The 25,954-nt window shown below is 59.5% G+C and carries 29 protein-coding genes and 1 pseudogene; 16 read left to right on the top strand and 14 right to left on the bottom strand.

Annotated features, from left to right (window positions below; genetic code table 11):
- Positions 1-45 precede the first annotated feature (45 nt).
- Positions 46-681 carry a retron system putative HNH endonuclease gene (locus AC3ITY_RS22925; protein WP_489305143.1) on the bottom strand — a complete coding sequence of 212 codons (636 nt, stop codon included), beginning with the start codon at positions 679-681 and terminating at the stop codon, positions 46-48.
- The gene (locus AC3ITY_RS22920; protein WP_489305142.1) at positions 674-2,041 is read right to left on the bottom strand and encodes an AAA family ATPase; all 1,368 of its coding nucleotides are present in this window, start codon (positions 2,039-2,041) and stop codon (positions 674-676) included. The genes AC3ITY_RS22925 and AC3ITY_RS22920 overlap by 8 nt, the downstream gene beginning before the upstream one ends.
- Before the next feature lie 523 nt (positions 2,042-2,564).
- Here AC3ITY_RS22920 and AC3ITY_RS22915 point away from each other — a divergent pair.
- Complete coding sequence (locus AC3ITY_RS22915; protein ID WP_489305141.1) at positions 2,565-2,912, top strand: DUF6124 family protein; 348 nt, start codon at positions 2,565-2,567, stop codon at positions 2,910-2,912.
- Between the two features lie 49 nt (positions 2,913-2,961).
- On the opposite strand, the gene ampC is transcribed toward AC3ITY_RS22915, so the two are convergent.
- The 3 genes from ampC to AC3ITY_RS22900 all read right to left on the bottom strand — a co-directional run bounded on the left by ampC (position 2,962) and on the right by AC3ITY_RS22900 (position 6,929).
- Positions 2,962-4,071, bottom strand: a complete 1,110-nt coding sequence (gene ampC / locus AC3ITY_RS22910) for a class C beta-lactamase (protein ID WP_489310976.1) — start codon at positions 4,069-4,071, stop codon at positions 2,962-2,964.
- A gap of 143 nt (positions 4,072-4,214) precedes the next feature.
- Positions 4,215-5,558 carry a glucarate dehydratase gene (gudD, locus tag AC3ITY_RS22905; RefSeq protein ID WP_489305140.1) on the bottom strand — a complete coding sequence of 448 codons (1,344 nt, stop codon included), beginning with the start codon at positions 5,556-5,558 and terminating at the stop codon, positions 4,215-4,217.
- Positions 5,559-5,582: 24 nt separating this feature from the next.
- Entirely contained in the window at positions 5,583-6,929 is a 1,347-nt protein-coding gene (locus AC3ITY_RS22900; protein WP_489305139.1) for an MFS transporter, read from the bottom strand.
- 280 nt (positions 6,930-7,209) lie between these two features.
- Here AC3ITY_RS22900 and AC3ITY_RS22895 point away from each other — a divergent pair, with 280 nt between their 5' ends.
- Positions 7,210-7,920 carry a FadR/GntR family transcriptional regulator gene (locus tag AC3ITY_RS22895; RefSeq protein WP_489305138.1) on the top strand — a complete coding sequence of 237 codons (711 nt, stop codon included), beginning with the start codon at positions 7,210-7,212 and terminating at the stop codon, positions 7,918-7,920.
- A gap of 94 nt (positions 7,921-8,014) precedes the next feature.
- On the opposite strand, the gene AC3ITY_RS22890 is transcribed toward AC3ITY_RS22895, so the two are convergent.
- Positions 8,015-8,926: a DMT family transporter gene (locus AC3ITY_RS22890; protein WP_489305137.1), complete on the bottom strand. Its 912-nt coding sequence runs from the start codon at positions 8,924-8,926 to the stop codon at positions 8,015-8,017.
- 96 nt (positions 8,927-9,022) lie between these two features.
- On the opposite strand from AC3ITY_RS22890, the gene AC3ITY_RS22885 reads away from it, so the two are divergent.
- A complete protein-coding gene (locus AC3ITY_RS22885) occupies positions 9,023-9,886 on the top strand; it encodes a LysR family transcriptional regulator (RefSeq protein WP_489305136.1) in 864 nt (287 codons plus the stop codon).
- A gap of 175 nt (positions 9,887-10,061) precedes the next feature.
- Here AC3ITY_RS22885 and trhP read toward each other — a convergent pair whose 3' ends face one another.
- Entirely contained in the window at positions 10,062-11,387 is a 1,326-nt protein-coding gene (gene trhP, locus AC3ITY_RS22880; protein WP_489305134.1) for a prephenate-dependent tRNA uridine(34) hydroxylase TrhP, read from the bottom strand.
- 160 nt (positions 11,388-11,547) lie between these two features.
- On the opposite strand from trhP, the gene AC3ITY_RS22875 reads away from it, so the two are divergent.
- On the top strand, positions 11,548-12,609 hold the full coding sequence (locus tag AC3ITY_RS22875; RefSeq protein WP_489305132.1) for an AI-2E family transporter: 1,062 nt from the start codon (positions 11,548-11,550) through the stop codon (positions 12,607-12,609).
- On the opposite strand, the gene AC3ITY_RS22870 is transcribed toward AC3ITY_RS22875, so the two are convergent.
- The 3 genes from AC3ITY_RS22870 to AC3ITY_RS22860 form a co-directional block, all read right to left on the bottom strand.
- Complete coding sequence (locus AC3ITY_RS22870) at positions 12,606-12,797, bottom strand: hypothetical protein (RefSeq protein WP_056722448.1); 192 nt, start codon at positions 12,795-12,797, stop codon at positions 12,606-12,608. The two genes, AC3ITY_RS22875 and AC3ITY_RS22870, sit on opposite strands and share 4 nt — an antisense overlap.
- A gap of 115 nt (positions 12,798-12,912) precedes the next feature.
- Complete coding sequence (locus tag AC3ITY_RS22865) at positions 12,913-13,107, bottom strand: hypothetical protein (protein WP_008052996.1); 195 nt, start codon at positions 13,105-13,107, stop codon at positions 12,913-12,915.
- A gap of 233 nt (positions 13,108-13,340) precedes the next feature.
- The gene (locus tag AC3ITY_RS22860) at positions 13,341-13,703 is read right to left on the bottom strand and encodes a hypothetical protein (RefSeq protein ID WP_489305130.1); all 363 of its coding nucleotides are present in this window, start codon (positions 13,701-13,703) and stop codon (positions 13,341-13,343) included.
- A gap of 246 nt (positions 13,704-13,949) precedes the next feature.
- Between AC3ITY_RS22860 and AC3ITY_RS22855 the strand changes: the two genes are divergently transcribed.
- Both AC3ITY_RS22855 and AC3ITY_RS22850 read left to right on the top strand, forming a co-directional pair.
- Positions 13,950-14,768, top strand: a complete 819-nt coding sequence (locus AC3ITY_RS22855) for a shikimate 5-dehydrogenase (protein WP_489305128.1) — start codon at positions 13,950-13,952, stop codon at positions 14,766-14,768.
- A gap of 21 nt (positions 14,769-14,789) precedes the next feature.
- Positions 14,790-14,861, top strand: a pseudogene (locus AC3ITY_RS22850) (cupin domain-containing protein); the annotation flags it as partial.
- A 114-nt stretch (positions 14,862-14,975) separates the two neighbouring features.
- Here the strand turns inward: AC3ITY_RS22850 and AC3ITY_RS22845 are convergent.
- Positions 14,976-15,620, bottom strand: coding sequence for a YceH family protein (locus AC3ITY_RS22845; RefSeq protein WP_489305126.1), 645 nt, complete (start codon positions 15,618-15,620; stop codon positions 14,976-14,978).
- A 305-nt stretch (positions 15,621-15,925) separates the two neighbouring features.
- On the opposite strand from AC3ITY_RS22845, the gene AC3ITY_RS22840 reads away from it, so the two are divergent.
- The 4 genes from AC3ITY_RS22840 (at position 15,926) to AC3ITY_RS22825 (ending at position 19,315) form a co-directional block, all read left to right on the top strand.
- A complete protein-coding gene (locus AC3ITY_RS22840; protein WP_489305124.1) occupies positions 15,926-16,666 on the top strand; it encodes a glycosyltransferase family 2 protein in 741 nt (246 codons plus the stop codon).
- Complete coding sequence (locus AC3ITY_RS22835) at positions 16,663-16,941, top strand: lipid-A-disaccharide synthase N-terminal domain-containing protein (protein ID WP_223457192.1); 279 nt, start codon at positions 16,663-16,665, stop codon at positions 16,939-16,941. The genes AC3ITY_RS22840 and AC3ITY_RS22835 overlap by 4 nt, the downstream gene beginning before the upstream one ends.
- Before the next feature lie 3 nt (positions 16,942-16,944).
- Positions 16,945-18,354 carry an ArnT family glycosyltransferase gene (locus tag AC3ITY_RS22830; protein ID WP_489305123.1) on the top strand — a complete coding sequence of 470 codons (1,410 nt, stop codon included), beginning with the start codon at positions 16,945-16,947 and terminating at the stop codon, positions 18,352-18,354.
- A gap of 451 nt (positions 18,355-18,805) precedes the next feature.
- On the top strand, positions 18,806-19,315 hold the full coding sequence (locus tag AC3ITY_RS22825) for a DUF1993 domain-containing protein (protein WP_489305121.1): 510 nt from the start codon (positions 18,806-18,808) through the stop codon (positions 19,313-19,315).
- Between the two features lie 177 nt (positions 19,316-19,492).
- Here the strand turns inward: AC3ITY_RS22825 and sstT are convergent, their stop codons facing one another.
- Entirely contained in the window at positions 19,493-20,725 is a 1,233-nt protein-coding gene (gene sstT / locus AC3ITY_RS22820; RefSeq protein WP_489305119.1) for a serine/threonine transporter SstT, read from the bottom strand.
- Between the two features lie 317 nt (positions 20,726-21,042).
- Here sstT and AC3ITY_RS22815 point away from each other — a divergent pair, with 317 nt between their 5' ends.
- Positions 21,043-22,203 (top strand): MFS transporter, encoded by a 1,161-nt coding sequence (locus AC3ITY_RS22815; protein ID WP_489305117.1) that lies wholly within the window; start codon positions 21,043-21,045, stop codon positions 22,201-22,203.
- Here the strand turns inward: AC3ITY_RS22815 and nhaR are convergent.
- Positions 22,190-23,089 (bottom strand): transcriptional activator NhaR, encoded by a 900-nt coding sequence (nhaR, locus tag AC3ITY_RS22810; RefSeq protein WP_489305116.1) that lies wholly within the window; start codon positions 23,087-23,089, stop codon positions 22,190-22,192. The two genes, AC3ITY_RS22815 and nhaR, sit on opposite strands and share 14 nt — an antisense overlap.
- A gap of 135 nt (positions 23,090-23,224) precedes the next feature.
- Between nhaR and AC3ITY_RS22805 the strand changes: the two genes are divergently transcribed.
- Positions 23,225-23,467: a hypothetical protein gene (locus tag AC3ITY_RS22805; RefSeq protein ID WP_008048837.1), complete on the top strand. Its 243-nt coding sequence runs from the start codon at positions 23,225-23,227 to the stop codon at positions 23,465-23,467.
- A gap of 29 nt (positions 23,468-23,496) precedes the next feature.
- The gene (locus AC3ITY_RS22800; RefSeq protein ID WP_477754836.1) at positions 23,497-24,246 is read left to right on the top strand and encodes a TerC family protein; all 750 of its coding nucleotides are present in this window, start codon (positions 23,497-23,499) and stop codon (positions 24,244-24,246) included.
- A 78-nt stretch (positions 24,247-24,324) separates the two neighbouring features.
- On the opposite strand, the gene AC3ITY_RS22795 is transcribed toward AC3ITY_RS22800, so the two are convergent.
- Positions 24,325-24,492 carry a hypothetical protein gene (locus AC3ITY_RS22795; protein ID WP_489305115.1) on the bottom strand — a complete coding sequence of 56 codons (168 nt, stop codon included), beginning with the start codon at positions 24,490-24,492 and terminating at the stop codon, positions 24,325-24,327.
- Between the two features lie 179 nt (positions 24,493-24,671).
- Between AC3ITY_RS22795 and AC3ITY_RS22790 the strand changes: the two genes are divergently transcribed.
- The 3 genes from AC3ITY_RS22790 to AC3ITY_RS22780 all read left to right on the top strand — a co-directional run bounded on the left by AC3ITY_RS22790 (position 24,672) and on the right by AC3ITY_RS22780 (position 25,941).
- A complete protein-coding gene (locus AC3ITY_RS22790; RefSeq protein ID WP_489305113.1) occupies positions 24,672-25,406 on the top strand; it encodes a C39 family peptidase in 735 nt (244 codons plus the stop codon).
- A 95-nt stretch (positions 25,407-25,501) separates the two neighbouring features.
- Positions 25,502-25,708 (top strand): DUF6021 family protein, encoded by a 207-nt coding sequence (locus AC3ITY_RS22785; protein WP_489305112.1) that lies wholly within the window; start codon positions 25,502-25,504, stop codon positions 25,706-25,708.
- Positions 25,709-25,725: 17 nt separating this feature from the next.
- Positions 25,726-25,941, top strand: coding sequence for a hypothetical protein (locus AC3ITY_RS22780; RefSeq protein WP_489305110.1), 216 nt, complete (start codon positions 25,726-25,728; stop codon positions 25,939-25,941).
- Positions 25,942-25,954: the final 13 nt, after the last annotated feature.

The following is a 25,954-nucleotide window of genomic DNA, read 5'->3' as shown; positions in this document are numbered from 1 at the left end:
CTGCGCAGCAGCGTTACCCGTACCTGAAGAACCGCTGACTCTAGCTCAAGGTTGAGCCAGAAATTGATGGATGACATTGACCAGCACGGGTGAAAAAGGCTGAAGGCATTGAGCCGCATCGGGAACCTTCAGATCCTCCAAAAGCAGGCTTAGGAGTTCTTCGTCTTCAAATTGCAGGTCTTCGGGAGGTACGCTCAGGCTATAAATGAGTGCATCAACCATCGCTTTTCGTTTGCCAACAAGTCCTTTGTTACTTTGCTCGGTATGACCCAGATTCAATGTCTGAATTGTTACCTTGGCCCGCTCGGTCTTTCCCGCGACCAGGCCGGACAAGTAGAACTTCAATTCGGACTCGCATTCGGCCATCAAGGGTGTAAGCGGCAACACTCGTGTTCCTCGACCATGACCGCATTGATGAGGGCGCTGACAACTGGCGACGATGTTGGAAAAGTCCAGCGTTCGATTCGGAGCATGGTCCTGGGCTTCAAGATGTTCGTTATGGGCATCATCAATCGTAATCGACTGGCAGCAATACGCGCATAAACCGTACTGTTCCGAGATGCACGAAACTCGAATGAGTCGTCTCTCATCCGGTGGTAAATCCTGATAACGCGAGGTCTTGTTTGAGTGTTTGAAGCGCGTCAACGATGGCGGCTCCATGCCTTTATCGATCTTACGCACGGCGCAACTCCAACTTGCGTATCAACAAAGCCGCCTTCGCCAGTTCCAGATGTCCCTCTGGCAGCTCTAGCGAGAGCTCGGAATACAGTTTTTTCGCACCGTCCAGATCACCATCCTGCAAATGCTTGAGCAATAGATTCAGACGTTGTTGCACTTCGCTGTTACGCACATCAGTGTCCATGACTTCCAGAAGCACCTGGTTGGCATCCAATCCATACAGGCCATTGTGTTCTTGCAGTTCCCCGTCATTGAGCACGTAGCACAGCACATCTTTCGCGTCGCTGATGACCAATGGCGAGTGAGTGGTCAGGACAAACTGGCAATTGGGGAAGGTTTCGCTCAACTGCCGAATCAAACTGCGCTGCCATTTGGGGTGCAGGTGCAAATCGACCTCGTCGATCAGGACGATGCCGTCACCCTCCAATGGGTTGTCCAGAGACTGGTTCATCATCGCCAACCGGCGCGCGATGTCGCCGACCAACGCCATCATCGACTTTTCGCCCTGTGAGAGCTGGGATACGTTGAGCGTGGTTCCATTTTTATCGATGGCCATGTGCAAGCGTGGCTTACGTTTTACTCTCAGATTACTGAAGCCAGGCATGAATGCTGCGATAGCAGAGCGAACAGCCGTCAACTGGCGATCGCGGGATGAGGCTTTTAATTGGGAAAGAGTTTTCCAGATGTCACTGTTCTTGCCGAATTTTTCGGAAATTTCGGCCAACGCGGTGGCGGACACGCCAGATTCGTTTTCGCTGTCTTCGCGCTCGCGAAACCATTCAAAGAAACGTCGGAAATCAACAGCTCGATTTAGCGAGTTGTCATAGCCGTCTATTTGATCAAAGGAGTGTTTAGTTCGGATTCTTAGCGGCATTTCCAGAACGGAGCGCTCTACCGGGTAGTAGGCGATCAATGGGAGTGAGGCTTTGTCATCTTCTGTCAGTTGGCTGCGGTAATGATCCGCAAGGAGACTGACACCTCCTAACGAGCTATGAATGTGAGCCTTTCGCCCTTGTCGGCCGCGGGCAATCCCCCATGTAAACAGTGCATCTTCAGGGTTAGCATCGGGATTGTTTGAGCGTGCATGTGACTCGTCTACTACGGCAATCAGTATTAATGCAGACGAAGCGCCGTTTCTAATGTCCTCTTCTGAAAGATGATTGCCATTGCCTTTCTCGTTGCGAATTCTGGCGACCAACCAGCTCAATGAGGTGGCCAGAGATCTTAAAAGGGTCGTTTTCCCGGCACCATTGTTCCCCACCAGCACCGTCACGTTCGAGAAGTGGTTGGGGGTGGGGGCCAACGGGATTTCGAGATCGGTGAATCGACCGACATCCTTGAGCTTGAGTTTGGTGATTTCCATTACAACGCCCTTCGAGGGTCAGTCGGTTTGAATACTTGAGCGCGCATTATGTCATTCCCGGCCACGGATTGATCCGATGCCGTTCGCAGGCTTGGGAGGTCCATTAGATACAACTGTTTCACCTGCATCACAACGGTCATGAGTAAAAAGGTGTTTGTAATTAGATGCTCATAAAAGTGAGTGTGGGCAAAGGCCTTCACATGCGTCGGAAGTTTCCTTCAAAACGTGGCGTATCCCATGAACTGGTGCCCATTGGGCCGTATCGATAATCTTCGTCAGCCGCTGCAAATCAGCGGTCGGATGTGGAAGTCCGTTGGTTCAAGCCATCTACCAATGCCCCCAGAGCGCAAGTCGACATTTTTTATGTCAACATTGCCGCGTTTTGGCGGCTGTGCGCGGGAGCACTTTCGAGTGCACCGGGTTTTGGTGGATTGACCTGGACTTCCACACCTGCGTACAGCTGCCACCCTCATGTGGAAGTGAGATGGGTAGTTTTCTCGACAATCCCCAATGGTACTTCTTCATGAAAAAGCTAAGTCCGAATCCCCCGGAATACCCATCCGACTCAGATTTACCACTCTCCGACATCACCGAATCCGCCGTCAGCGCTCGCTTGCGCAACCCCAAGCACGCCGACCCGGTCAGTCACATCTTCACCATCCTCCCCAAAGTCGATACCCCAACGCTGCTGTGCCACGCCTGTGAAACCCTCGCATCCCTGAACGTGCTGATCACGGATCTGGCCTGCAAGCTGGAAAGCTCCAACCGCAATGTGGCGCTGTCGATTCAGCAACTGGCAGTGGTGGGCGAATTGTTGGTGAACCGCGCGCTGGACAATATCGACCCGCCCGAAGGTGTGCCGATAAAGTAAAAAAGCGACCTCTAGAGGTCGTCCTTATCTATGGAGAAGGCGGCAAGGCTTATTGAGTCAGGGCGCTCAGAATCTGATGGGCAATCTTGACCCGTTCTGCATTGGGATAATTCTTGTTGGCCAGCATCACAATGCCAATGTCCTTCGATGGCACGTATGCCACGTAAGCACCAAAGCCCCCGGTTGAACCTGTCTTGTTGACCAGCACGTTCTGCGGCTGCGCTTTCGGCGGGTTCAGCCATTGGACCTTGTGCGCCTCCATGGCCATTGGCGTGGAGTTGCCATCCAGCAAACGATCCAGTGTGATCGGGTAGTGATACATCTCCCAGCCCAGGCCCTGGGTCATATCGCCAACGGTGTAGTAACGGCTATGGGTCAAGGCGATGGCTTGCTGCAATGGCTTTTCCAGGGACGCCGGTTTCATGTTCGCGCCGACATAGCCCAGCAAATCCGCGGAGCTGGTTTTTACCCCGTACGCCTCGGAGTCCAGCGCACCCGGAGTGACCCGTACCGGTTTGCCGTCCTTGTTGTAGCCCTGGGCGTACAGCGCCATCTGATCCTGCGGCACATGCACATAGGTGTGCTTGAGGCCCAGTTTCGGCAGCAGGGTTTTCTCCATCAGCTCATCAAACGGCTGGCCCATGCTTTGCGCAGCGAGGTAGCCGAACAGGCCGAGGCTGGGGTTCGAATACAGTCGGTGGCTGCCGGGGGCGTAGAGCGGTTTCCATTGTTTGTAGTAGCCGAGCATTTTGTCGGCTGAATCCGATTCAGCAGGGAATTGCAGCGGTAAACCGCCAGCGCTGTAGGTGCCCAGTTGCAGCACGCTGATGTGGTCGAACGCACTGCCGCGCAAGGCCGGCAGGACCTGACTGGCCTTGTCCGACAGCGACAGCTTGCCCGTGGCCTGGGCGTAGGCGGCGAGGGTGGCGGTGAAGGTTTTGCTGACGGAGCCGATTTCGAACAGGGTGTCTTGCGTGACGGGGTTGCCGGTTTCTGTCGAAGCGACGCCATAGTTGAAGTAATGCGCCTGGCCGTTGACGGTGACTGCCACGGCCATGCCGTTGATACCCTCGGCTTGCATCACCGGTTGTACAGCGGCGTTCACCACTGTCTCGATTTGATCCTGCGCAACGCATTGGCCCGCGGCGAACATCGCCATGCAAGCGGCGATGGTTTTCAGCCTGTCCATGTTGGTTTCATCCGTCGTTGATTCAGTTGCGCGTCATTTTAGGGGCATAAGCGCCATGCTCCGAGCGCTTTTTAAAATCGGCCGCCAACAGGCGGCCATGCGCAACCGTCAACTCAACGCACCAGGCACGGCCGCTTGTTATCGAACTTCCAGCCGGGAATCAGGAACTGCATTGCCACGCTGTCATCCCGCGCCCCCAGGCCCATGCCTTTGTACAGTTCATGAGCTTTGGCGACCTGATCCATGTCCAGCTCCACCCCTAGCCCCGGTTTCTGTGGCACCTGCACGCAGCCATCGACGATTTGCAGCGGGGCCTTGGTCAGGCGTTGGCCGTCCTGCCAGATCCAGTGGGTGTCGATGGCGGTGATCTCGCCCGGCGCGGCCGCCGCGACATGGGTGAACATTGCCAGGGAAATGTCGAAGTGGTTGTTGGAGTGCGAACCCCAGGTCAGACCCCATTCGTGGCACATCTGCGCCACCCGCACCGAGCCTTGCATGGTCCAGAAATGCGGGTCGGCCAAGGGAATGTCGACCGACTGCAACTGGATCGCGTGGCCCATCTCCCGCCAGTCGGTGGCGATCATGTTGGTCGCGGTTTTCAGGCCCGTGGCGCGACGGAATTCGGCCATGACTTCTCGACCCGAGTAACCGTTCTCCGCCCCGCACGGGTCTTCGGCGTAGGCCAGAACATTATGCTGGTCCCGGCACAAGCGAATCGCTTCTTTCAATGACCAGGCGCCATTCGGGTCGAGGGTGATGCGCGCATCGGGGAAGCGTTCGGCGAGGGCCGTGACCGCTTCGATTTCGGCGTCGCCGCTGAGCACACCGCCCTTGAGCTTGAAGTCCTTGAAGCCATAACGAGCGTGGGCCGCCTCGGCCAAGCGGACCACCGCGTCGGCGGTCATGGCTTTCTCGTGCCGCACGCGGAACCAGTCGTTGTCGGCGTCCGGTTCGCTTCGGTAGGCGAGGTCGGTTTCGTTGCGATCACCGACATAAAACAGATAGCCGAGCATCTTCACTTCATCGCGCTGCTGGCCTTCGCCGAGCAGGGCTGCCACCGGCACGTCCAGGTGCTGGCCGAGCAAGTCGAGCAATGCGGCCTCCAGGCCGGTGACGGCGTGAATGGTGATGCGCAGGTCGAAGGTCTGCAAGCCGCGGCCACCGGCATCGCGGTCGGCGAAGGTCTGGCGCACCTGATTGAGGATCTTCTGCCAGGTGCCAATCGGGCTGCCGACCACCAGGCTTCGCGCGTCTTCCAGGGTCTGGCGAATGCGCTCGCCCCCCGGCACTTCACCGACGCCGGTGTGGCCGGCGTTGTCCGTGAGGATCACGATGTTGCGAGTGAAAAACGGGCCGTGGGCGCCGCTCAGGTTGAGCAGCATGCCATCGTGGCCGGCAACCGGAATCACTTGCATGCTGGTGATGACCGGGGCTTTTGCGGTGTCTTGTGGGTTCATTTTCCAATCCTTAAAAAGCACAATTCAGGCGTGGTCGGGAGCAGGTTTGCCCAGTGCCTCGGCAGGTGCGGGTTTCGGTGTATTGCGGGCGGCAAACACGATGATGGCGGCGATGATCGAGGTCGCGGCCAGGCCGTACAGCCCGCCCTGAATGGAACCGGTGCGTTCTTCGAGCAGGCCGAAAGTGGTCGGCGCAACGAAACCGCCGAGGTTGCCCACCGAGTTGATCAACGCGATGACGCCAGCGGCAATGCGCGCATCCAGGTAGGCCTGGGGAATCGGCCAGAACAGCGACGAGGCCGATTTGAAGCCCAGTGCTGCAAAACAGATGGCGACAAAGGCGAAGACTGGCCCGCCGGTGGTGGACATGAACATCCCGGCTGCGGCGATCAGCAGGGCGGTGGCGACCCAGGCTTGCTGGTGTTTCCATTTGGCCGAAAACGAAGCGAAGGCGTACATGCCGACAATCGACAGTAACCACGGAATCGAGTTGAACAGCCCGACCTGGACATCGCTCAGGTCGCCCATCTTCTTGATGATGCTCGGCAGCCAGAAGGTCGCGGCGTAGATGGTCAACTGGATAAAGAAGTAGATCAGGCAGAACAGGATGATCTGGCGATCCTTGAGCAATTTGCCCAGCGACGGCTTGATGGGCGTGGCGGCTTCCCGGGCCAGTTGTTCGTCGTCGATGGCCTTGACCAGCGCGTCCTGCTCTTCGCGGCTCAGCCATTTGGCGTCGTGGGGTCTGGAGTCCAGCCAGAACCAGACGAACACGCACAACCCCACCGAGAACATGCCCTCGATGAAGTACATCCATTGCCAGCCGTGCAGGCCCAGCCCTTCGATTTGCAGGAGCAACCCGGACAGGGGGCCTGAGATCAGCGACGCGAACGCCGAGCCACTGAGGAAGATGGCAATTGCCTTGCCACGCTCCACGCCGGGCAACCAGCGGGTGAAGTAGTAGATCACCCCGGGAAAGAACCCGGCTTCGGCCACGCCCAGCAGAAAACGCAGGATGTAGAAGTGGGTTTCGTTCTGGATGAACGCCATGCCCGCGGCGACCAGGCCCCAGGTCAGCATGATCCGGGTCAGCCAGATGCGTGCGCCGACTTTCTGCAGAAGGATGTTGGAGGGCACTTCGAACAGTGCATAACCGATGAAGAACAGACCGGCACCCAGGCCATAGGCGGCCGCGCCAATGCCCAGGTCGTGTTCCATGTGGGCGCGGACGAAACCGATGTTCACGCGATCAATGTAATTGACGATGAACATGATGACGAACAGCGGCAAGACGTGACGTTTGACTTTGGCGATGGCGGACTTCAGCGCTGAATTGGCGTCGTCGTGCATCCCGGAGATGGATGTATTCACTGCGTTTTCTCCCACTCGTTATTTTTATGCGGGGTGAAGCTGGTTGCTGCGTTGTTGATAGACATCATACAACTAGGTTTTTTGAACTTGCAACCACGTTTACCTAATGAAATGGCGCGTTACCAGAAAGTTATTATTCTATTGGTGGTGGCTGGTGGCCTTTCAAATGAATCAATATGGGCTAGTTGTTGAGTGTTGTCATACAAGTTGAGCGAGATTTTTCAGGATTCCCGCCCGGCGCGGTGCTACGATTCGATAGCCCTGATTTCCGGACACCCCGATGCAAGAAGACCTCGAAGTACCCACCCGCAAGCGCAGCCGCAACCTGGCCCATGACCTGGTGGAAAAACTGACCCAGCGCATCCTGCTCGGCCAGATGTTGCCCGGCGACAAGCTGCCGTCGGAAAACACCATCGTTCAGGAACATGGGGTCAGTCGCACGGTGGTGCGCGAGGCGATCTCGAAGTTGCAGGCCTCGGGGCTGGTGGAGACCCGGCACGGCATCGGCACGTTCGTGATCGAGCGCGCACCGGAGCAGGGGCTGCGGCTGAATGTCGATACCGCGTTGGGGGTGCGCAGCATTCTGGAGTTGCGCATGGGCCTGGAAACCCAGGCGGCAGCGCTGGCGGCAACGCGCCGCACCGATCTGCAACTGGCGCAGATGCGTGAAGCACTGGACGACTATCAAAGCCTGCTGGCCAACAACGACAGCTGTGTCGAAGCGGACCGGCGTTTTCATCTGCTGATCGCCGAAGCCACCGGCAACGTATGCTTCACCGAAATCATGCAGCACCTGGGCAGTGCCATGATCCCACGCACCCGGGTCAATGCCGCCGAGCGTGGCGCGGTGGATTTGAGCAAGCTCGGTCAGTTGGCCAACCTGGAGCACGAGGCGATTCTCAACGCCATCAAACGCCAGGACCCGGACGCGGCGCGGGCGGCCATGTGGTTGCACCTGACTAACAGTCGCGACCGGTTTTCGGCTAGCTGATGCTCACCTGGTGGCTTTTTTTCAGTTACACAGAGTCATCGTTCTTCGCGGGCTTGCTCACGAAGACGTCAGTCCAGGCAACAAAACGCATGGATCAGACCCGGGCAACCTGAGCAATCACAACCCGCCGCTCCAGATTCAACGCCAGCACACTCGCCAACACCACCAGCCCGCCGACCACAATCATCAATGTCGGCCGTTCGCCAAGCGCATAAGACGCAATGACCATCGCCGTCGGCGGCGTCAAATACAGCGTCATCGTCGCCCGGCTCAAATCGACATGCGCCAGCACATAGGCCCAGGCCAGGTACGCCAGGGCACTGGGGAATATCCCCAGGGCAATCACCGCAAACTGCACGCGCATTGGCGCCAGGGCGACTTGGTCCGCCAGGCCGGGCAAGAAAACCAGCAACAGCACCGTCCCGGACCACACCGTGTAACACACCAGCGTCAGCCCGTCGTAACGCCCGGTGTGATGCTTTTGCAGGGCAAAGTAGAGGCTCCAGGACACCGCCGCCAGCAGGATCAGCAAGCCGTGGGCATCGAGGCTGCCCAGGCCATGATCACCCGCCACCACAATCACCACGCCAAACAACCCGAGCAGCACGCAACCCCAGCGCCACAGGCTCACCTGATCCTTGAACACGAAGCGCGCGATCAATGTGCTGAACAGCGGCGTGGTTTGGGCCAGGACGCTCGAAGCACCAGCGCTGACACCTTGCTGCCCGAAGTTGATCGCCACGTGGTGCAGGCTTACCGCAAAGAAGCCCAGGCTGAACATCAGCGGCAGATCGCGCAGGCTCGGCAGGCGAATGCCTTTGAACATCGCAACCACCGCCATGAACACGGAAGCCAGCAGGAAGCGCAGCAGTGCCAGGTGCACCGGGTCGTAGGCCTGCAAGCCGATATGGATGCCGGTCGGGGAATAGCCCCAGCACGCCACGACAAACGCCATGGCCAGGATGATTTTCCAGGGTGAAACGGGGGAGGGTGTGAGCGGCGTCATGGTCGTGCACCTGTGGGTGGATGCACCGAGTATCAGAAAGCGGATCGTTCGCCACAACTGACTTATACTGCGCCAATCGTTCACTATGGGTGATGTATGGAGCTGGCACAGATTCGCATGTTCAAGACCGTGGCCGATGTCGGCAGCATCGCCCGCGCGGCCGAGCTGTTGCATTGCGTGCCGTCGAACATCACGGCCCGGATCAAGGCCCTGGAGGCCGAACTGGGTGTTGCGCTGTTTCTGCGCGAGGGGAGAGGGTTGCGCATAAGCCCGTCGGGGCAAACCTTTCTGGCCTACGCCTCGAAAATTCTCGCCCTCACCGCCGAAGCCAAGCGTGCGGTCGACCCTTCGGCCGAACCCTCGGGGCCGCTGCGCATCGGGGCCATTGAGTCATCGGCCACCGGGCGATTGCCGCGCCTGCTGGCGAAATTCCACAAGCGCTTCCCGCAGGTCGCACTGGAGTTGACCACCGGCTCCTGGGGGCAGTTGCTCGATGACACGCTCAACCACAAGCTCGACGGCGCCATCGTCGCGGTGGATGTCGAGCGTTCGCACCTCAAGCGCACGCCGATGTACCGCGAAGAGCTGCTGCTGATCGCCTCGACCTCCCTGGGGCCGCTGCGGGACGTCAGCGATTTGCAGGACCAGACCGTGTTCATGTGGCCCCAGGGCTGTCCGTACCGGGCGGCGCTGGAGCATTGGCTGTTGCGAAAGGGGCAGGCGCTGCCGATTGTCAGCCTGGCCAGTTATGGCGCGATTGTCGGTTGCGTCAGCGCCGGGGCCGGCGTGGCGCTGGTGCCCAAAGGCGTGTTCGATCAATACGCCAAAGGCGCCGGATGTGTGGGGTTTGAATTCCCCGAACTGACCGCCGTCGACAACCTGTTTTACTGGCACGAAAACGCCGGGGTGCACCCGGCGCGTGAGGCGTTTGTGGCGATGCTCCGCGAGGAGTTTGCGTAATTGGCTGAGATTGGCGGCTTTTGTGGCGAGGGAGCTTGCTCCCGCTCGGCTGCGCAGCAGTCGTAAAGGCAGAGGGTGAAATTTATCTGATGGATTGTAGACGCTGCATTAAGGGGCGCTTTGCACCCCAGCGGGAGCAAGCTCCCTCGCCACAGTAGTGTGTCTATCAGGGTTTTCAGGTCGCCCCCACATCCCGCATCAACAACCCAAACTCCAGATCCACCGCATCCGGTATCGGCAAATACACCGTGTGCCCATCCCCCGGTGCAACCTCGATCGCTTCACCCTTGGCGTTTTGCAACTGATGCAGATCGAAGTGGAAGTTGCCCTTGGGCGTCATCAGCTCCATGTGATCGCCCAGGCCGAAGCGGTTCTTCACCTTGACCTCGGCCAGTCGATCCCGCCGCTGGCCGGTCAACTCTCCGACAAACTGCTGGCGTTCCGAAACCGAGCTGCCGTTCTGGTAGTTCTGGTATTCGTCATGCACATGCCGGCGCAGAAAGCCTTCGGTGTAGCCGCGCTGGGCGAGGGATTCCAGGTCGCTCATCAGGCCTCGGTCGAAGGCCCGGCCCGCCACCGCATCGTCGATGGCCCGGCGATAAACCTGGGTGGTGCGTGCGCAATAAAAGTGCGATTTGGTCCGGCCTTCGATTTTCAGGGAGTGCACGCCCATGTGCGTCAGGCGTTCGACGTGCTGCACGGCGCGCAGGTCCTTGGCGTTCATGATGTAAGTGCCGTGTTCGTCTTCAAAGGCCGGCATCTGTTCGCCGGGACGATTGGCTTCCTGCAACAGAAACACCTGCCCGGTGGGCGCGCCGATGCCTAGGGTGGGTTCCGGCTGATACTGCTGCACGATCTCGCCGAGCTGGTTTTCCGTGGCCGGTTGCGCTGAATATTTCCAGCGACAGGCATTGGTGCAACTGCCCTGATTGGCGTCACGCTTGTTCATGTAGCCCGATAGCAGACAGCGCCCGGAATAGGCCATGCACAACGCGCCGTGCACGAACACTTCCAGTTCCATGGCGGGCACTTGCTCGCGGATCTCGGCGATTTCTTCCAGCGACAGCTCCCGCGACAGGATGATCCGGCTCAAGCCTTGCTGCTGCCAGAACTCGACGCTCGCCCAGTTCACCGTATTGGCCTGCACCGAAAGGTGGATCGGCATCTGCGGGTAGTGCCGGCGCACCAGCATGATCAGGCCGGGGTCGGACATGATCAGCGCGTCCGGGGCCATGGCGATCACCGGTTCAAGGTCCTTGAGGAAGGTCTTGAGCTTGGCGTTGTGCGGCGCGATGTTCACTACCACGTAGAAGCGCTTGCCCTGAGCCTGGGCCTCGCGAATGCCGAGGGCCAGGTTGGCGTGGTCGAATTCGTTGTTGCGCACCCGCAGGCTGTAGCGCGGCTGGCCGGCGTACACGGCATCGGCGCCGTAGGCGAAGGCGTAACGCATGTTTTTCAGGGTGCCGGCGGGGGCGAGCAGTTCTGGCGCGGTGAGGTTCATGGCGGTGTCGGTCGCAAAAGCCGCGCAGGGTAAACGTTCGGTGGCGAGGGTTTATTGACCTGGATCTATGCTTGTTCAACAAACCGATGGCACTCGCGCGAGCCGTAGTGGACTAAACATCAGGGCGGAAGTTTTTCGTCCTCTCTGGCACGGATCGGACATGAACGAAGCGCCCCTACAAGACAAATCACTGACGGTTTTGCTGGTGCTGGTGAGCGCTGCGTTCATCTGGATCCTGCTGCCGTTTTACGGCGCGGTGTTCTGGGCGGTGATCCTTGGCATCGTCTTTGCGCCACTGCAGCGCCGGCTGCAAGAGAAGTTCGGCTGGCAACGCAACCTCACGTCGCTGTGCACATTGAGCATTTGCCTGGTGATTGCGATTCTGCCGGTGATCATCATCAGCGCCTTGCTGGTTCAAGAGGGTGCGTCGCTCTACAAAAGCGTCGAGAGCGGCGAACTCGATATTGCCGGGTACGTGTCGCAGTTCAAGCACAGCCTGCCGCCGTATTTCCAGCATCTTCTGGATCGCTTCGGCATGGGCGAGTTGAACGGGCTGCGAGAGAAAATCGTCAAAAGCGCGATGACCGGCGGTCAGGAGCTGGCGGCGCAGGCCTTCATTTTTGGTCAGGGCACCTTCGAGTTCGTCGTCAGTTTTTTCATCATGCTGTACCTGCTGTTTTTCTTCCTGCGCGACGGTGCGGAACTGGCGCGCAAGGTGCGTGCGGCGGTGCCGTTGCAGGAACAGCAGAAACGCCGTTTGCAGCTCAAGTTCAATCGTGTGGTGCGGGCCACGGTGAAGGGCAACCTGCTGGTGGCCATCACGCAAGGCGCACTGGGCGGTCTGATTTTCTGGTTTCTGGACATCCCCAGCGTATTGCTCTGGGCGGTGTTGATGGCGTTTCTGTCACTGCTGCCAGCGGTGGGGGCGGGAATAGTCTGGGCGCCGGTGGCGGTGTTTTTCCTGCTCACCGGGGCGATCTGGCAGGGCGTGGTGCTGGGATTGTTTGGGGTTTTCGTGATCGGCCTGGTGGATAACGTGCTTCGACCGATTCTGGTGGGCAAGGACACCAGGATGCCGGACTACATGATCCTGATCTCTACCCTCGGCGGCCTGGCGATTTTCGGACTGAACGGCTTCGTCATCGGCCCGCTGATCGCGGCCCTGTTCATGTCGAGCTGGGCCATTTTCATTGAAACCAAACCGCGGGTGCAGCTGCCTTAGGCGCTGAGCCTGCCGGACTGGCCGGTGCCGATGCGTTGCGACAGCTCCTTGGCGGCGGGTAGCGAAGTGAGCGGGCCGCTGATCTGCACGCCGTCTTGCACCAGATACCAGCAGGCGAGCATGCCCAGCTCTCTGAGCTGTGCTGGGACGGCGCTGCCGATAACGGACATGATCTGAACCTTGGACATGACAAGTACCTCCATCAATCTGTGGAGTTACTTTAAGGTCCGGGTGCCTTGAGGGGTAATCAACGCTTTCGATAGTGGTCATTGATGCCAGAGGGGGCAAACGACCGTTGGTCGGTCAGCTGACCACCTGATCGAGCATATGAACCACTTCCTGCTCATTGAGCAGGCCCTTGCGCACCAGGCTTTGGGTCAGCAGCGAGAGAAACTTGGCGCTGCGATGACCTTCCAGGTGCTTGAGTTCGGTCAGTGCGTTGTAGACCTTGCTGGAGGTGCACAGACCGACAATGCGGTGCGGGTTTTGCGTTGGCATGTGGTCGTCCTTGTTGTTATCAACTGTTATTGACGGACAGCACCGAGCTTGCGGAACTGTCATGACAAAAATATGACCGTTTTTTGCCGCACGGCAGAAAACGAGTCAGTCCATCTTGCCAATTTCCGCCACGCGCACTGTCCCGATAGCGACCTTGGCGAGATTTATCCAGACCTGCACCGACAAACGGGCATAAAAAAGCCCCGCTTTATCAGCGGGGCTGGATGAGTTCGTTACCAGCGGCCGTGATGGCCGTAGTAACCGCGTGGCGGGCCGTAGTAACCACCGGGTGGTCCGTAGTACACCGGGGCCGGGCGGTAGTAGATCGGTTGTTGCACGTAGACCGGGGCCGGCTGGTAGTAAACCGGAGGCGGTGGTGCGTAATAAGCAGGCGCGGGCTGGTAGTAGACCGGTTGCGGTGCGACATAAACCGGGCGGTTGGCGTTGATCAGAGCCGAGCCGACGATGGCAGTACCGACGATCGCGCCAAACACCGCCGGGCCCTGCCAGTAATTACCACCACCATGGGCTTGCGCCTGTCCTGCGATAGCGAGGGCGCCGATCAGCAAGGCTACTGTGGAGACTTTACGGATCATGATAGTTCCTCGGTTCTTCAGCCCGGCGCTTGTGTCTGCAATAGACCCAAGGATTGTCGCGGGGATACTTCTAAGACAGCGTTTTTCTGAAAAACAGCACGGCCGTTAGGTAAATTTTGTGTAAGGTCTGTACCGACTTTCTTACCGACCCGTGTAAGCCCGCGTTAACACACTTATATGATCGATCAGAACCCGATGGAGGGCTAATCCCGTCCATCCGAAAAGTGCATTTGAAGGAGCTTCCCCATGCAGATGAACCCCAACAAAGACACCCAGCTGTGCATGTCCCTTTCAGGACGCCCCGGGAACTTTGGTCTGCGTTTTCACAATCATCTGTATGAACAGCTGGGCCTGAATTTTTACTACAAGGCCTTTGCCAGCCAGGACCTGCCGGGTGCCGTTGCCGGCATTCGTGCCCTGCGGATTCGTGGCTGTGGCGTGTCGATGCCGTTCAAGGAAGCCTGCATTGCCTTGGTTGACGAACTCGACGCGTCGGCCGCCGCCATTCAATCGATCAACACCATCGTCAACACCGACGGTCATCTCAAGGCCTACAACACCGATTACATCGCCGTGGCCCAGTTGCTGGAAAAACACCAGGTGCCCAGGGACTCGACCTTTGCCCTGCGCGGCAGCGGCGGCATGGCCAAGGCCGTGGCGAGCGCCTTGCGCGATGGCGGCTATGAAAACGGCCTGATCGTGGCCCGCAACGAGCGCGCCGGGCAGGCGCTGGCGCAGTCGTTGGGGTATGAGTGGCAGGCCGAGCTGGGGCATCGTCGCCCGCAGATGCTGGTCAACGTCACCCCGATCGGCATGACGGGAGGGCCGGAGGCCGATCAACTGGCCTTTGAGGCGGACGTGATCGAAAAAGCGGAAACTGTGTTCGATGTAGTAGCGATTCCCTCGGAAACGCCGCTGATCGTGCGTGCTCGTGCCGAAGGCAAGCGGGTCATCACCGGCCTGGAAGTGATCGCGATCCAGGCACTGGAGCAATTTGTGCTCTACACCGGTGTACGGCCGACGGACGAGCAATTCCACAAGGCCGTGGCGTTTGCCCGCAGCTAGGAGGTGACCATGCATCCCCTCGAGGGTAATGCGTCGGGCTTTGTTGCCGTTGCCCGGCAAGCCGATGGGGTGGATTACTGGGACGACGAATAGGCGCAAACACCGCCAAACCTCTGTGGGAGCAAGCTCGCTCCCACAGGTTTTGTGTCAATCAAACATGCCCGTCAGTCCACGATCCACAGGTGTTGTGTCAGGCAAACATACGGGTTATTCGAGCCGAGCCAGCCTTTCTTCCAGCGCCGCAATCCGTGCTTCCAGCTCTTCGATGCGTTCAACCGAAACCCCGCTGCTGCCACGCTCGGCCGGGTTGTTCCTTGCCGCCATGATCGCTTCGATATCCGCCGGATCGCCCAGGGCGTGCGTGTAACGATCTTCGCGCTGGCCGGCCTGACGTGGAATCAGCACGGCCAGGCCCCGGGCAATCAGGCGTTCGAGCTGATGCACCACCTGTTCGGCATCTTCGAATTCATGCATGCGGCCGCTGCGGGTCAGCAGTTCATTGACGGTCTGCGGACCGCGCAGAAACATCAGCCCGGTCAGGATGACCTGCGCCGGCACCAGTTCCAGAGCCTTGTCGACCTTGTGTTCCCAGCGGTCGGCGCGGCTGCCCATCACCAGTCTGGCGAAACCGCGTCCTTCGAGGACGCGCAGGCTATGGCCGACCTGGCCTGGTGTGAGGTTCATCACCGGCTCGCGGCTGGTTTTCTGGTTGCAGGCAATCACCAGGGCATTGAGGGTCAGGGGATAGGTTTCCGGGCTGGTGGCCTGTTTCTCGATCAACGAGCCCAGAATGCGGATTTCCGTACTGTCGAGCCGCTGCTCGTCTAAAGTCGTCTCTTGCTCAGTGCTCATGGTTCTGCATCCTTACCCGATTCATGTTTTTCACTCGCGTGAGTGCACTTTAGATGGGCAAGCGCCAATGGCAACCGAATTCGTTGCGTCATCAAGTGAATGATGACAAAAAGTGTATGAAATATTAACGCCATTTTTACAATTGGCCGGGCACCGTATGCGGGGTCGCGCGCGAGTGCGTCCACAGGGCGGGATATTGTCGGCGTCATCGCCCTGAATAGCTGAACCCTGCATCGAGTCGGCCGGTGTACGACACCTTCATTCGCCTCTGATAAAAGAAATCCAATAAAGGCGAGAGTGACTCCATGAGCCAAGACATTTTTGTATCCGTACTGATTCCCGCCAAGAACGAAGCGAACAACCTCAAGCCGCTGCTTGAGGAAATCCGCGTGGCGCTGGCCGATGAGTCGTACGAAATCATCGTCGTCGACGATGGCAGCACCGATGCGACCCTGCAGGAATTGCGGCAGATCCGCCAGAACGGCCTGAACACCCTGCGCATCCTGCATCACGAACGTTCGCTGGGGCAGAGCACCTCGCTGTACCACGCCGCCCGTGAGGCCCGCGGGCAGTGGCTGGCGACCCTCGATGGCGACGGCCAGAACGACCCGGCGGACATCCCCGGCATGCTGGCGCTGGTGCGCGGCGAACCGGGCAAGGTTGACGTGCAACTGGTTGCCGGGCACCGGGTCAATCGCCGCGACACGGCGAGCAAACGCTACGCCTCGCGTTTCGCCAACAACCTGCGCCGCCGCTTGCTCAAGGACGCCACCCCGGACACCGGTTGCGGCCTGAAGCTGATCGAGCGCGCGGCGTTCTTGCGCCTTCCGTACTTCGACCACATGCATCGCTACATTCCGGCACTGATCCAGCGCCATAACGGCCGCATGATCGTGCATCCGGTCAACCACCGGCCGCGCACGGCCGGGGTGTCGAAATACGGCAACATCGACCGCGCACTGGTCGGCATTCTCGATTTGTTCGGTGTCTGGTGGCTGATCAAGCGCACGCGGTTGAACACCATTGCCCAGGAGATTGAAGGATGAATCTCACCCGCGAGGCCTTGTGGCTGATCGTCGGTTTTGTCGGCCAGATCGCCTTTACCGGGCGATTTGTCCTGCAGTGGTTGTACAGCGAGTACAAGAAACGCAGCGTGATCCCCGTAAGCTTCTGGTACCTGAGCATCGTCGGCAGCACCTTGCTGCTCGCCTATGCCATTTATCGTGAAGACCCGGTGTTCATCGCCGGTCAGGCGTTTGGCTCCATCGTCTACTTTCGCAACCTGCAATTGATCAAAAAAAGCAAACACCTGAAGGAGTAGGTTATGCGCGGATCGTTATCGACCCGAAATATTACGTTGCTCGTGGCTATCGCGATTGCGTTGCTGTTTTTCTGGGGGCTGGGCAGCGTGCCGTTCCTCAGTGTCAACGAGGCTCGCCGCGCCGTTACCGTGCGTGAAATGCGAGAGGCAGGCAGTTGGCTGCTGCCTTACATGAACGGCGACTTGTACTTGTCCAAGCCGCCGTTTTTCTATTGGGCCGGCCTGGTTTCGACGGCGGTGCTGGGCAGCTTGTCCGAGTGGAGCGTGCGTCTGCCTTCGGCGCTGGCCGCCGCCTTGTGCTGTGTTGGCACCTATTTGTACGGCGTTCGGCAGGCGGGGCGGCAGGTCGGTCTGTTCGCCGTGGTGTTCCTGGCCGCGAACGGTGCCTTCAGCCTGTTCGCACGGCGCTCGGAAATCGAGATGCTGTTGACCCTGCTATGCTTGGGCGCGCTGCTGGCGGCCTGGCAGTTCATCTTCCTGCAAGGCCGGGCCTTGTGGAGTCGGTTGAGCTACGTGCTGCTGGGTTGCGCGCTGCTGACCAAAGGACCGGTTTGCCTGTTGTGGGTGACGGCGCCGATCCTGGCCTATGCCTTGATCTACCGCGATGCCCGGGCCAAGGCTTACCTGTGCGACGGTTGGGGCTGGCTGATTGCCGTGGTGCTGGGCAGTTCCTGGTACCTGGCGGTGTCGGTGAATCAGGGCTGGGGCATCTGGGCCTCGATCATCAGCGAAGACATCGTGAAGAAGATCGACGGGCAGGGCGCCGAGGCCTGGTATGCGTACCTGTTGTACCTGGCCGGGGATTTCTTCCCGTTCTGGCTGATCGCATTCGTGCAGCCGCGCAAGTTCTGGGCAATGATTCGCTCGCGCCGCGAGGCGGGCATGTTGCTGATTTGCAGTCTGCTGCCGCTGCTGGTTTTTTCCTTGTTTACTGAAAAACACGGCAAATACCTGTTGCCGGTCTATCCGTCGATGGCGTTGCTGCTGGCGATGCACTGGTCGGCGCTGCTCGATGACCTGAAGGGGCGCTGGCGTACGGTCCTGGCCGTTGTGCCCTATGTGATGCTGGCCGGGTTTGTGGTGTTCTACATGTTCGTCGAGGCGCGGGTGTTGTCGCACCGGGTCGGTGGTCTTGAGCAGGTTGCCACGCTGGCCGATGGGCAGCCGGGGCAGAAGGCTTATACCCTCGGTGAGCCGGATATCCGTCTGGTCTATTACATGGGCCGGCCGGTGGCGCCGCTGACGGTGGCGCAGTTGCAGTCCGAGTCCCGTCCGGCGGGGCTGCTGTTCTTGCAAGAGCCACTCGCGCCTGAATTGCAGAACCTGGCGTCGTGCCAGGTCGGTGAAATCAATCCGTACCTCAAACCGCACCGTGCGGCGCTACTGGTGCGCATGGGCGGAGACTGCCGCTGATCGGCTTCCCGGCCGAACACGCTCGCCACCACATCACTCGTTTTGACTAGGCAGGGCTAACGATTCTGCCACGTCCGGGCGGCGCCAAACTTCATGCTCAAGGGGTGTTGCGCCACGCGCGCCCCGCCAAACGTCGCGCCGCTGGCGCCGTGGTCCGCAACTGGATCGCAAGGGCCGCTGGGCGGTCGGCGAGATGGGCGATGCCGTCGCACAGCTGATGACGCAAGCGGTTCCGGTGGCCAAAGTTTACGGCAGCTGAAAAAGACCGGTCTCGGGAGGGCGGCGCGCGGCTATAATCGGCCCCTGATGCCGATCACCTGTAGGAGCAAGCTTGCTCGCGATGAACTCCAGCGCAACGCGTTTATTCAGACAGAACGCGTTATCGTTCACGTCCATCGCGAGCAAGCTCGCTCCTACAAATGACCCACGTTCCCTCCAGACGAGACTTGCCATGACCATTTCCCTGTACGACGCTTGCGTGCCTGTTTTCCAGCAAATGCTCAACGCCCTCAGTGACGTGCTGAAAAAAGCCGAAGCTCACGCCACCGAAAAAAACATCGACCCTAACGCCTTCCTGCAAGCGCGCCTGTTCCCGGACATGTTCCCGCTGGTGCGTCAGGTGCAGATCGCCGTTGATTTCAGCAAGGGTGTTACCGGTCGCCTGGCCGAAGTCGAATTGCCGAAGTACGACGACAGCGAAACCACCTTCGCCGAACTGCAAGCCTTGATCGCCAAGGCACTGGCCTTCATCGGCAGCATCCAGCCGGAGCAGATCAACGGCAAGGAAGGCATCGAGATCGTCACCCGCCCGGGCACGCCTAAAGAAAAACGCTTCAGCGGCCAGTCCTACCTGCTGACCTACGGCCTGCCGCAGTTCTTCTTCCACGTCACCACCACTTACGCACTGCTGCGCCACAACGGCGTGGAAGTGGGCAAGCGCGACTACATGGGCGCGTTCTAAACCGTACGGGTACAAAAAAGCCCGCCAAGGTTTGCGCCTTGGCGGGCTTTTTTGTAGGAGCGAGCTTGCTCCGGGCGGCGTTCCGACGATGAACCCGAGTACAACGCGTTTATCCAGAAAGTACGCGTTATCCTTGACGTCCATCGCGAGCAAGCTCGCTCCCACAAGGGATTGGGGTCAGGCCAATCGCGCTGATTTATCCTCTTCACCCAGGCAAGCCGCCGCAGTGAACAGCACATCGGTGGAGGAGTTCAGCGCGGTTTCCGCCGAGTCCTGCAACACGCCGATGATGAAACCGACCGCCACCACCTGCATGGCGATTTCGCTCGGAATGCCGAACAGGCTGCACGCCAGTGGAATCAGCAACAGTGAACCACCGGCCACACCCGAAGCACCGCAGGCGCAGATGGCTGCGACGACGCTCAGCAGGATCGCGGTAGGAATGTCCACGGCGATGCCCAGCGTGTGCACGGCCGCCAGGGTCAGCACGGTGATGGTGATCGCCGCGCCGGCCATGTTGATGGTCGCGCCCAGCGGGATCGATACCGAGTAGGTGTCTTCGTGCAGGCCCAGACGCTTGCTCAACTCCAGGTTGACCGGAATGTTCGCCGCCGAACTACGGGTGAAGAACGCCGTGATGCCGCTTTCGCGCAGGCAGGTCAGCACCAGCGGGTACGGGTTGCGGCGCAGTTTCCAGAACACGATGAGCGGGTTCATCACCAGTGCCACGAACAGCATGCAGCCCAGCAGCACGGCCAGCAGGTGCGCGTAGCCGATCAAGGCGCCGAAGCCGGAGGTGGCCAGGGTCGAGGCCACCAAACCGAAGATGCCCAGCGGGGCGAAGCTGATCACCAGGCGCACGATCACCGTCACGCCGTTGGACAGGTCGCCCAGCACTTCACGGGTGGTGTCGCCGGCGTGGCGAATAGCGATGCCCATACCGATGGCCCACGCCAGGATGCCGATGAAATTGGCATTCATCAGCGCGCTGACCGGATTATCGACCACGCTCAGCAACAGGCTTTGCAACACTTCGCCAATCCCGCCTGGCGCTGTGACCGCGACGTCCTGGGTCGACAGCACCAGGCTCGACGGGAACGTCATGCTGGCAACCACCGCGACCACGGCGGCGGCGAAAGTGCCCAGCAGATACAGGAACAGAATCGGCCGGATGTGGGTTTCCTGACCGTGCTTGTGGTTGGCAATCGACGCCATAACCAGTACGAACACCAGAATCGGCGCGACCGCTTTCAGTGCCGAGACAAACACTTTGCCGATGAACGCCGTGGACTTCGCCATGTCGGGGGCAAACAGCGCCAGGGCAATACCGGCGATCAGGCCGATCACGATCTGTGTGACCAGGCTCAAGCGTTTAAGGCGTTGCAATAGAGAAGGGGATGAAGCAGTCATAAAACGGCATCTCTGATTTTTTATAAGTGCAAGGTTTCACCGCGCGTGCAGCCCGCAGGAAACCGAAGAGGATCGCGACATCGACGCCAAAAATGGCCGATGAACACAGGGTGTACGTTTTTCAGGGCGCGGACTTTATCACAGCGCAGGAGCGATCTTTCAGACCTGTGACGAACTGACACCCTGGCATTCAACGCGAATTGCAGGTTCGTGCAACCGCATCCGAAAACACTCTGTTAAGATTCGCCATCCTCATTTTCATCTCTGCCAGTGGGCCTTCGGGCTATCGCTGGTGTCGTCGTTTTCTGGAGTTCTGCATGCTGTTGCCCATTCTTCTGTTGTCTGCCGCCGGTTTCACGGTGCTGACCACGGAATTCATCATCGTTGGCCTGTTGCCGGCTATCGCCCGGGATCTGGAAGTCAGCATCCCGCAGGCCGGTTTGCTGGTGACCCTGTTCGCCTTCACCGTGGCCGCGTTCGGGCCGTTCCTGACGGCGTACTTCGCCCGCTTCGAGCGCCGCAAGCTGTTCATCTCGGTGCTGATCATGTTTGGCCTGGCCAACACGCTCGCGGCGCTGGCGCCGAACATCTGGGTGATGGCCTTCGCGCGGTTGATCCCGGCGCTGGGGCTGCCGGTGTTCTGGGCCTTGGCCAGCGAAACGGCGGTGGACATCGTCGGGCCGGATTACGCCGGTCGCGCCATCGCCAAGATCGGCTTCGGCATCGTTTGCGCCACGGTGTTCGGCATTCCCGTGGGCACGCTGATTTCCGATGCGTTCGGCTGGCGCAGTGCCTTCGCGATTCTGGCGGTCATCGCCTTTGCCAAGGCGTTGCTGCTGTTTATCTATCTGCCGAAGACCAACTTGCACCAGCATCAGGTGAGCTTCCGGTCGCAGTTCAAGATCCTGCACAGCCCGCTGATGCTCGGTCACGTGCTGCTGTCAGTGATTGTGTTCAGCGGCATGTTCACCGCCTATACCTATCTGGCGGACATTCTTGAGCGACTGGCCGGCTTCAACGGCACCGTGGTCGGCTGGTGCCTGATGGGCTTTGGCGCGGTCGGGCTGATCGGCAACTCCCTGGGAGGCCGGGCGGTGGATCGTCATCCGCTGATGGCGTCGATGATGTTCTGCGCGTTCATGATTGCCGGCCTGGTGGCGCTGGTGCCGAATATCCACTCGCCGCTCGGTCTGGCGGCGGCGATGGGCATTTGGGGCGTGACCCAGGCCGCGTTGTTCCTGGTCAGCCATGTGCGCCTGATGAAGGCCGCGCCCGAAGCGCCGGCCTTCGCTGCGTCGCTGAACATCGCCGGGGCCAACCTCGGTATCGGTCTGGGCGCGATGATCGGTGGCCGGGTGATCGACAGCGTCGGCCTGCAAGGCCTTGGCTTTGCCGCCGCTGCTTTCATTCTGGCGTCGATCCTGCTGGCCATCGCCCTGATGACTTTCAAGCCGCGCGAAGAGGTCACAGCGCTGTAAACAGCTCGCGTCGGGCACCTTCGGTAATGGCGACAATGCCGGGGTGCTTGACCTTGCGTTCCACTGAGATGGCATAGAACGACTCGCTTACCGCGTCGGTCTGGCCAATCACCTCCACGCCATATTGGCGTTGCACTTCATCGGCAATCACGCTCGGGCCAATGAAGATTCCGCTGCCGGATTGGCCGAAGGCCTGCATCAGGGCGCTGTCGTCGAACTCACCGACAATTTTTGGCTGGATCTGCTGCTCGGCGAACCAGCGTTGCAAGCGGCTGCGCACCACGGTTTCCGGGCCGGGAATCAGCAGCGGCGCACCGTGCAGATTGCGCGGGAAGTCGTGTCCATAATGTGCCGCCAGCTCAGGGGTGGCGAAGAAGCTGATCCCGCACTCACCGAGTTTCTGGCTGTAGCCCTTGATGTCCAGGTGCGATGGCATCGGGCTGTCGGAGATCACCAGGTCCAGACGCTGGATCGCCAGGTCGGCCAGCAGGCGTTCCAGCTTGTCTTCGCGGCAAGTGATGCGCAGCGGTTCGCTCAGCTCCATGGTCGGTGCGATCAGGCGATAGACGATGGACTTGGGCACCACGTCAGCCACACCGACGCGAAACAGGATCTGCTGCTCATTGGGTTGTGCCCGCAGCATCAGTTCCAGCTCGCCACCCAGCTGAAACATTTGTTCGGCGTAGGGCAGTGCCTGGCGGCCGGCCTCGGTCAGTTCGAGTTGCCGTCCGACACGCCGAAACAACTCGATACCAAACGTCTGTTCCAGCAATGAAATCTGCCCGCTGATGGTTTGTGGCGTGAGATTGAGCTGCTCGCAGGCGCGCACGATGCTGCCGGTCTTGGCTACCACCCAGAAGTAATGCAATTGCCGATAGTTGAGCATGGCGTCTAACACTTCGTAAAAATCGAAGTATAACCGCTGAAAATACGAATTTTCCTGAAGTATTCACTTCCCTAGAATGCATCGCTATCAACGGGCCATCGTTTAGGTCCCGTTTGTTCTATCGAGGAAAGCATCATGAAGCTTAAAGCCACGGCACTGCTGATCACGTCTTTACTGGTACTGGCCGGTTGCGACCAGGCCGAGAAAAGCGCGCAACAATTGATGGGCAAGGCTGCCGAAAGCGCCAAACAGGCGATTGACGATACCCACAAGGCCGCCGAGCAAGCACTCAGTGACGCCACCAGCGGGTTGATCAGCAAAAAAGAATCATCGGAAAAAGAATCGGAAAAAACCGAATCTTCCTCCCAGGAAATCTAAACCGTATTACAACGAGTCAGGACTGACCCATGGACTACCTTTTACAACTTGCCGCCAGCCCCACCGCCTGGGTCGCCCTCGCCACCCTGATAGTGATGGAAATCGTGCTCGGCATCGATAACCTGATCTTCATCTCGATCCTGACCAACAAGCTGCCCTTGCACAATCGACAGAGGGCTCGGCGCATTGGTATCGGCATGGCGTTGATCCTGCGCCTGGGCTTGCTGAGCACCATCGCGTTCATCGTGCAGTTGACCGCTCCGGTGATCGAGATTCTCGGCCACGCGTTCTCCTGGAAAGACATGATCCTGATTGCCGGTGGCCTGTTCCTGTTGTGGAAGGCAACCACCGAGATCCATCACAGCATGGACCCGGCACCGGAAGATCCGAAGTCGGCGACCTCGACCGTGACCCTGGGCTTCGCGGCGGCGATCGGTCAGATCCTGATGCTGGACATGGTGTTCTCCATCGACAGCATCATTACTGCTGTCGGCATGACCGAGCATTTGCCGATCATGGTCATCGCGGTGGTGGTGTCGGTCCTGGTGATGTTGCTGGCGGCGGATCCGCTGGCCAAGTTCATCAACGACAACCCGACGGTGGTGATGTTGGCCCTGGGCTTCCTGATCATGATCGGCATGACGCTGATCGCCGAAGGCTTCGGCGCCCATGTACCGAAAGGCTACGTCTATGCGGCCATGGCATTCTCGGCTTCGATCGAGGCGTTGAACATGATGTCCCGCCGGGCCAGGCAGAAGCGGGTAGCCACTGAGGCTTAACCCACGCTAAAAGAAACGGCCGCCTGAACTCCATGGAGTGCAGGCGGCCGTTTTTGTTGGTATCGGGTAAAGGTGGTGTCAGTGAGCGTTGGCGTGTTGGTTCGGCGTCTTGTCCGCTTCTGGCGCAGGGGCTGGCTGGACAGGGTGATGGTGACGGCGGGTAATGCGCAGCACGCCCCACAGCATGGCGGCGGCTACCGCCAGCCAACCGCAAACCAACATCACAATGATCATGGTCAGGCTCATCTGTGCCTCCTCTTTGCCCTTCTGCGGGCACACACGCTTCGCTGTCGTCTCTTCAGGGAACAGTCTAGCCGTTGCTGTATTTCAGGCTATTGACCGAAAGTCGGCAGCCACCAACCAGTTCGCTCTATCGAATGCACGCGACTACCGTTTAGAGCTATACCGTAGAGGCGCGGCGACCTATGATCGACGACCAAGCCGGGAATGGGATTGCCTGGCGTCTGAACCTGAACAAGAGAGAGATGATGGTGCGGGTATTTTCTCGAATTTTGTTGGCGATGCTCATAGCCGGTTGCGTGGCAAGCCTGGCGGGCTGTGCCGGGAGCGTTGCGCCCGAGATCAAGCGTTTGCCGGAGCGTGTCGAGCTCAGCGGCCGGTTCTACCGGGGCGATGCGTATCAAAGCGGACCGCAGGTGCTGGCCAGCATGCTGTCCCAGCAAGGCATCGTGATTACCCCGGGGCTGCTCGACAAACCATTGCATTTGCCGGGGGCCGAAGCCCAGTTGCAACAGAACATGCAGAACCTGGCCCGCGAGTACGGGATGGTGGTTTATCCCCTCGACAGCAACCTGCCGGCCTTGTTGACGCAAGTCGCTGCCGGTTATCCGGTGATGGTGCGCTTTACGGAAGGCTCGGCCATGTGGGCCGAACCGCGATACGCCATTCTGGCCGGCTACAACCGCCAGAAGCAGACGGTCCTGCTGCGGGCCGGGATGAATCACCGTGAACTGATGAGCTTCAGCTCCTTCGAGTCGGCGTTCAAGGACGCCGGTGGTTGGGCTGTGCTGATCCAGAATCCGACGCAAATCCCGGCCCAGGTCGATCAGCAGCGTTGGCTCAAGGCCGCGAGCGATCTGGCTCAGGCCGGTCAGGAGCAGGCCGCCGCCAGGGCGAAAAAAGCCTTGGCCAGCCAGTAAGTCCGTTGGTCACCCGCCGGGCACCTTCACCCATCGCCAGCCTCTGATCGTTAAGGGCCCGGAACATTATTCCGGGCCGAGATCAGGAGGTGCCCATGGCTCATTCAACAACGCCCGTCGGTCCGCACTCGTCTGAGCATTCGTCTGGCAATGAGCTGGGTTTCGATCCCGATTCTCCGGACCTTACCGATCCTCAGGTCGACCCGATCGGGCCCGCCAAGGCACCGAGGGACGTGAAACCGGGTGACAACCCCAAGGCTCCGGCCAAGCCCTATGATCCGCTGGGTAATCTGAAGCCTTAGGTCCAATGGAGGTGCGTATGTCTACCGATTCCAGTTTCGACGACAAACGTCCTGAAACTGTCCCCTCAACCCCCGAGCAAAGCACCGATCCAGTGATGGATCCCGACAGCCCGTTGAGGGACCCTCTGGCGCGGCCAACGGTGATGCCCACTGAAAAGCCGAAGGGTTGGAGAGATCCAAGTACCGGCGACGGCATCCCGGATGACGACCAGATGCCGTTGCCCAACGACTGAATGTCGGGCGAAA

Source organism: Pseudomonas sp. GL_091 (genome assembly GCF_057837725.1).
The sequence above is the reverse complement of the archived record's forward strand: the minus strand, read 5'-3'. Positions and strand labels throughout refer to the sequence as shown.

Coding starts and splice junctions, on each gene's coding strand:
- AC3ITY_RS22920 (WP_489305142.1), bottom strand. CDS start 2,041: ATGGAAATCACCAAACTCAAGCTCAAGGATGTCGGTCGATTCACCGAT.
- AC3ITY_RS22915 (WP_489305141.1), top strand. CDS start 2,565: ATGAAAAAGCTAAGTCCGAATCCCCCGGAATACCCATCCGACTCAGAT.
- ampC (WP_489310976.1), bottom strand. CDS start 4,071: ATGGCGATGTTCGCCGCGGGCCAATGCGTTGCGCAGGATCAAATCGAG.
- gudD (WP_489305140.1), bottom strand. CDS start 5,558: ATGAACCCACAAGACACCGCAAAAGCCCCGGTCATCACCAGCATGCAA.
- AC3ITY_RS22895 (WP_489305138.1), top strand. CDS start 7,210: ATGCAAGAAGACCTCGAAGTACCCACCCGCAAGCGCAGCCGCAACCTG.
- AC3ITY_RS22890 (WP_489305137.1), bottom strand. CDS start 8,926: ATGACGCCGCTCACACCCTCCCCCGTTTCACCCTGGAAAATCATCCTG.
- AC3ITY_RS22885 (WP_489305136.1), top strand. CDS start 9,023: ATGGAGCTGGCACAGATTCGCATGTTCAAGACCGTGGCCGATGTCGGC.
- trhP (WP_489305134.1), bottom strand. CDS start 11,387: ATGAACCTCACCGCGCCAGAACTGCTCGCCCCCGCCGGCACCCTGAAA.
- AC3ITY_RS22875 (WP_489305132.1), top strand. CDS start 11,548: ATGAACGAAGCGCCCCTACAAGACAAATCACTGACGGTTTTGCTGGTG.
- AC3ITY_RS22870 (WP_056722448.1), bottom strand. CDS start 12,797: ATGTCCAAGGTTCAGATCATGTCCGTTATCGGCAGCGCCGTCCCAGCA.
- AC3ITY_RS22865 (WP_008052996.1), bottom strand. CDS start 13,107: ATGCCAACGCAAAACCCGCACCGCATTGTCGGTCTGTGCACCTCCAGC.
- AC3ITY_RS22860 (WP_489305130.1), bottom strand. CDS start 13,703: ATGATCCGTAAAGTCTCCACAGTAGCCTTGCTGATCGGCGCCCTCGCT.
- AC3ITY_RS22855 (WP_489305128.1), top strand. CDS start 13,950: ATGCAGATGAACCCCAACAAAGACACCCAGCTGTGCATGTCCCTTTCA.
- AC3ITY_RS22845 (WP_489305126.1), bottom strand. CDS start 15,620: ATGAGCACTGAGCAAGAGACGACTTTAGACGAGCAGCGGCTCGACAGT.
- AC3ITY_RS22840 (WP_489305124.1), top strand. CDS start 15,926: ATGAGCCAAGACATTTTTGTATCCGTACTGATTCCCGCCAAGAACGAA.
- AC3ITY_RS22835 (WP_223457192.1), top strand. CDS start 16,663: ATGAATCTCACCCGCGAGGCCTTGTGGCTGATCGTCGGTTTTGTCGGC.
- AC3ITY_RS22830 (WP_489305123.1), top strand. CDS start 16,945: ATGCGCGGATCGTTATCGACCCGAAATATTACGTTGCTCGTGGCTATC.
- AC3ITY_RS22825 (WP_489305121.1), top strand. CDS start 18,806: ATGACCATTTCCCTGTACGACGCTTGCGTGCCTGTTTTCCAGCAAATG.
- sstT (WP_489305119.1), bottom strand. CDS start 20,725: ATGACTGCTTCATCCCCTTCTCTATTGCAACGCCTTAAACGCTTGAGC.
- AC3ITY_RS22815 (WP_489305117.1), top strand. CDS start 21,043: ATGCTGTTGCCCATTCTTCTGTTGTCTGCCGCCGGTTTCACGGTGCTG.
- nhaR (WP_489305116.1), bottom strand. CDS start 23,089: ATGCTCAACTATCGGCAATTGCATTACTTCTGGGTGGTAGCCAAGACC.
- AC3ITY_RS22805 (WP_008048837.1), top strand. CDS start 23,225: ATGAAGCTTAAAGCCACGGCACTGCTGATCACGTCTTTACTGGTACTG.
- AC3ITY_RS22800 (WP_477754836.1), top strand. CDS start 23,497: ATGGACTACCTTTTACAACTTGCCGCCAGCCCCACCGCCTGGGTCGCC.
- AC3ITY_RS22795 (WP_489305115.1), bottom strand. CDS start 24,492: ATGAGCCTGACCATGATCATTGTGATGTTGGTTTGCGGTTGGCTGGCG.
- AC3ITY_RS22790 (WP_489305113.1), top strand. CDS start 24,672: ATGATCGACGACCAAGCCGGGAATGGGATTGCCTGGCGTCTGAACCTG.
- AC3ITY_RS22785 (WP_489305112.1), top strand. CDS start 25,502: ATGGCTCATTCAACAACGCCCGTCGGTCCGCACTCGTCTGAGCATTCG.
- AC3ITY_RS22780 (WP_489305110.1), top strand. CDS start 25,726: ATGTCTACCGATTCCAGTTTCGACGACAAACGTCCTGAAACTGTCCCC.